We start from the raw sequence: 4,476 nt of genomic DNA, 5'->3' as shown, positions 1-4,476 counted from the left end.
TGGTGACCTTGAGTCGATCACCCGGGAAGGTACGCCCTCCGCATCCCACGAGGCACCCCGCCCCCGGCCGATCCACAGGTTCTGAGCATTGCTCGCCCACACCTGCCTGGCGAGTGCCTGCGCAGGGCGGGCGGTGCCCGGGACGGGCAACACAGCCCCGCGCGCCACAGTGGCGGGCCGCACGCGCACGCGGCGCCGCCCTGGCGTGGGCGGTGGCGCGCCGAGCGGCGAATGCGCTCAGGGTGGTGATGTCAGCAGACCGGGATGGCATCGGCCACGTCTTGGTATTGGCGGCCACGAGGCGGGGCGCAAACAGGGTAACCGGCCTTCTGCACTGCCGGGCGGCTGGCCATGACCGCCTCTGGTCCGCCTCCCGGACAGGGTCGCGGGCGGGGAAACCCGTGCGGCGTGCCCGCTCCCGGCACTGCGGGGCGGGCCGCAGAAACCTCCAGGTCACTCCAGCCTTTGGGTCCCGCCCGCCACTCCCCTCACCACACCATGGAACAGCCAGGCTGTCTTTACCTGCCGGAGGGCCTGCCGCGGGGTCAGGTACTCAGACAGGTCACCGGGCAACCCCTCTGGTGGCCCCTGGACATCGCCGGGCGCCTCCGGGGCAGAGCCCCGGGAAGGCGGGCCGCACATTCGCCACCGGCCGCCCAGAAAATGCCAGAGAACGACATCGGCGCCGCCGGACCCGGTAAGCACCTGCTATCCGTATCAGGAGTCTTAAGCTACCCATCGGGCGAAGGTACGCGCACTGCCGAAAGCGGGTCACATGCTTGCCGTCGCGGCCATCACGGGCATCTTGTTCCTCTGGGTAATACTGAGCCGCCAGCTGGCACGATGGAGCATTACCGCGCCTATCGCCATGATGGCCGCCGGCGTTGCACTGTCCGCCGCGACGGAGCTCCCCGGGCACCTGAACCTGGAGGCCCCGGCATTCGAGCGGCTCGTGGAGGTCACCCTCGCCCTGCTGCTCTTCATCGATGCCACCGAAGTACCGGGCGGCATTCTGGGACGGCAAAAGGGACTTGTCCTGCGTCTGCTGGGGCTCGCGCTCCCGGTCTCCTTGTGCATGGCGTTCCTGGTGGCACTGGCCCTCTTCCCCGGGCAGCCCGCATGGACACTGGCTGTCCTGGCCACGGTCGTCGTCCCCCTCGACCTGGCGCCCACAGCGTCGGTCGTCAGGGACAAGAGAATTCCCAAGCGGCTGCGCGAGACACTGAACGTTGAAGGAGGGCTCAACGACGGGATCGTATCCCCGGTCTTTCTGCTCTGCAGTGCAGGAAGCGTCGAAGCACGCGAGAAAAGCCCCGATTACGCGGAGGCGGTCCTTGCCGCCCTGGAGGCAGCATCCTGGGCCCTGCTGGCTGGCACCGCCGTCGGCTGGGCAGCCGGCCGGCTCCTGCACCAGGCTTCTGCACGGAAGTGGGCGCAGCCCTCCGCGCTGAGGCTGGGCGTGCTGACCGTACCGGTGGCCGCATACGCGCTGGCCGTCGCGCTGGCCGGCAACGGGTTCGTCGCCGCCTTCGTCGCCGGTGTCTGTTTCGCTCCCACAGCCCGGCGGCTGCCCGCCGGAACCCTGGAGATGACAGATGACGTCGTCGCGCTGACGACCATCGCCCTGTGGTTCGTCTTCGGGCAGATCGTCAGTGATGAGTTCTTTGACGGCGCGCAGCTCACCGTGGTGGTGTACGCGCTGGCGGCTGTCCTCCTGTTCCGTACAGCACCTGTGGTGCTCGTGCTGTACGGAACAGGCCTTTCCCTGGGCGACAGACTCTTCCTGGGCTGGATGGGACCGCGGGGAGTGACTTCCATCGTCTTCGGACTGCTCGCCGTCATCCATCTGCCCGCCCAGAGCGGCCAGTTCATCACCCACGTGATGGTGATGACCGTCTCGCTGAGCATCCTCCTGCACGGGCTCAGTGCCGAACCCCTGGGACGGATGTACGGCAGGGACCACAAGCCCGCTCCCCATCTGGAATAGGCCCCTGGCGCACACCCGCAGGCACTGCGCGCCGGCCGCACACCGCCGCCCCTGCATTAAGGGACGCCGCAGTACACCAGCAGAAACCAGTCACCGGCGTCCTCCTGGCCGCACCCGCAAGCCTGGTCGGCACCTCCTTCAAATAAGGGCGCCAGGACCGCCAGAAAAATCACCGGACGGCCAACTCCTGCACCAGACCGGTCCCGGATCACCCAACCCTTGCAGCTACCTTCGTCAATTCAACCTTTGAATGAAGAATTTTGTCAGCGGGGGCGGTCACTATCCGGTCACCTCTGTGCAACCCCCGGACACCGCTCACGCAGGCAGGCAAGGATATGGACCACTCCCCGGCCAGCCATTCACGGCGTTCCCGGACACCCGTCTGTGACGGCATTGCACACACGCCAGTCCCGCAGAAAGACCACGATGCGACACCGCCCAGCCCATCGCTTCCCTAGCGCCGCCGTTCACGCGCCGCTCACACACTGGTCCGACGCCGCTCTGATGGCCCAGGTAAGCAGAAGCCGCCGCGACCACCGCCCCATGGCCATCCTGCTGGCACGCCACTGGCACGCGATGCAGGCCTACGCCTCCGTGTGCACGACCTCGCAAGCCGCAGCCGACACGCTCGCCCGGGCAGCAGCCCGGCACGTCCACACAGAACTCACCCGCTACAACACACCGCCCGCTCTGCGCCCCCACCTGCTGCGCAGCATCCGCGACACAGCGGCGCGCCGGATACGGAACACCAGCCCGTCACCCGCGCTGGAAAGCGACGGCCTGCACCCTGCCCTCGTGCAAGCTGTGCACGAGGGCACTGCCACACACCCACCGGGAAGACACCTCATGGCCCGCGCGTTCGCGAACCTGCCGCCCACGGTACAGACCCTGACGTGGCACACCGAAGTAGAAGGCGAAGATCCCCAGTCACTGGCACTGCCGCTCGGCACAGCACCCGGCACGGCCGTTTTCCGCGCATCACACAGCCGGGGGGTGCTTCGCAACCAGTTGATGATCCTGCACGGCACACTCGCACCCCGCCGGGACTGCCGTCATTACACACGGCTGCTCGAGGCATCTCTGACCCGTACTGTCAGCGACGACGTCAGGGAACACCTGAGTACATGCCGGTACTGCAGCCAAGCAGTAACACAGCTAGACCACCGGAGCGGCACACTGCCGCAGCTCCTGGCCGAAGCAGTACTAGGCTGGGGAGCCCGCCAATACCTTCAGGCACGACGACTCCCAGCCGCACCCGCACCAGCCTGATGCACAACATACTCCGGCCTCACCAGCATCAGCCCCACCACCGACACAACCGGCTCTCCTGCCGTATGTGTGGGTGCCCTGAGCTGGCTGATACGTGAAACACGCCGTTTCCTGCGAAGCTTGAGGCGGCTAGTACACCAAGACGCGCCTGGTCATCCGCAGAGGCTCGGCTTCCACTCCGCCGACGCCATCATCGCCCTCGTCACGCTCACTCTCGCAGGCCCCCGCCCCACACTCCGCGGAGGTCAGCCCTCAACAGCCTGACCCACACATACAGCAGGAGAGCCCTTTTTCACTTGTAGGGCCTGCGGGTGGGCGTTGGTGAAGTGTTGACGGTGGCCTGCCGGACGGGGCATCCCGCTGGTTTGGAGAGTCGCCAGACAACAGCCTCACCTGCGGAGATGCCCCGTGTTCTCCGTTCATCGTTCCAGGTCAGGAAGGCACTTTCGAGTTCCCGCCTCACCCGCTGCCGTACCCAACCGAAACGGCGAGGCTAATAAACGGCTGATCTTGATTTGGTGTGGTCAGTGACTGCTGGGCGTGAGTCGATACCCGATCGCTGCCCATAAAAGAAGATTACCGCTACACCTGAGGCCGGGCGACTGAGAATGTCGTTTGCTGTCCCGTAGCCTGGGCGCGGACCACCCAAACACGATTTTGCGTGTTATTCTTGTATACCTCGGACCCCAAATCAGACCCCAAGCAGTTCGCGTCGGCCACGAAAGAGTAGCCTCCGCCGTCTTCGTCGGAGAGGTCGAGGGCATAATCATCCGTGCACTCACCGTAAAACACAGACCGCTCGATCTCGAAGTACTTCGAGCTGCCGGGAGCGATCTTGTCCCCGGCTGAAATGCCCGTTAGGCGCCCATGCCAAGGAATCGGGTCATAAAGCTCGCGAATCCCCTTTAGGGTAAGGGTATTGTCGCTTACATTTCGAATGTAATACCCGTTGGTGGCATATTCCGCCGTTGGGCTCCCTTTTTCATCGGCGCTCGCGGAGAGGGGCTGCGCCGCCTGGGCGGTCGACGTGGCCAGCCCCGCAACTAGAATCGCTCCGGCGAGCGAAGCCACAGCCATAGACATGCGCTTTATGATCATTCCTGCCTCATCCGGGTTATAATCGCTGCTAGTGTCCTGCGCCGGGAATTCGTTGAATTAGTAAGCTGTCTCCATGGCGAAGATGGGGCGGCCGATGGCCGAGCTGGTGTTGTCGGAGGATG

The 4,476-nt window shown here is 65.3% G+C and carries 2 protein-coding genes; one reads left to right on the top strand and one right to left on the bottom strand.

Annotated features, from left to right (window positions below):
• Positions 1-775: 775 nt before the first annotated feature.
• Complete coding sequence (locus AC07DW_RS33405; RefSeq protein ID WP_478861376.1) at positions 776-1,987, top strand: cation:proton antiporter domain-containing protein; 1,212 nt, start codon at positions 776-778, stop codon at positions 1,985-1,987.
• Positions 1,988-3,838: 1,851 nt separating this feature from the next.
• On the opposite strand, the gene AC07DW_RS33400 is transcribed toward AC07DW_RS33405, so the two are convergent.
• Positions 3,839-4,339 (bottom strand): hypothetical protein, encoded by a 501-nt coding sequence (locus AC07DW_RS33400; protein ID WP_478861375.1) that lies wholly within the window; start codon positions 4,337-4,339, stop codon positions 3,839-3,841.
• Between the last annotated feature and the right edge of the window lie 137 nt (positions 4,340-4,476).

The organism is Streptomyces sp. NPDC045701, assembly GCF_056432045.1.
Note: the sequence above shows the minus strand (reverse complement) of the source record. Positions and strands in the feature narration are given on the sequence as shown.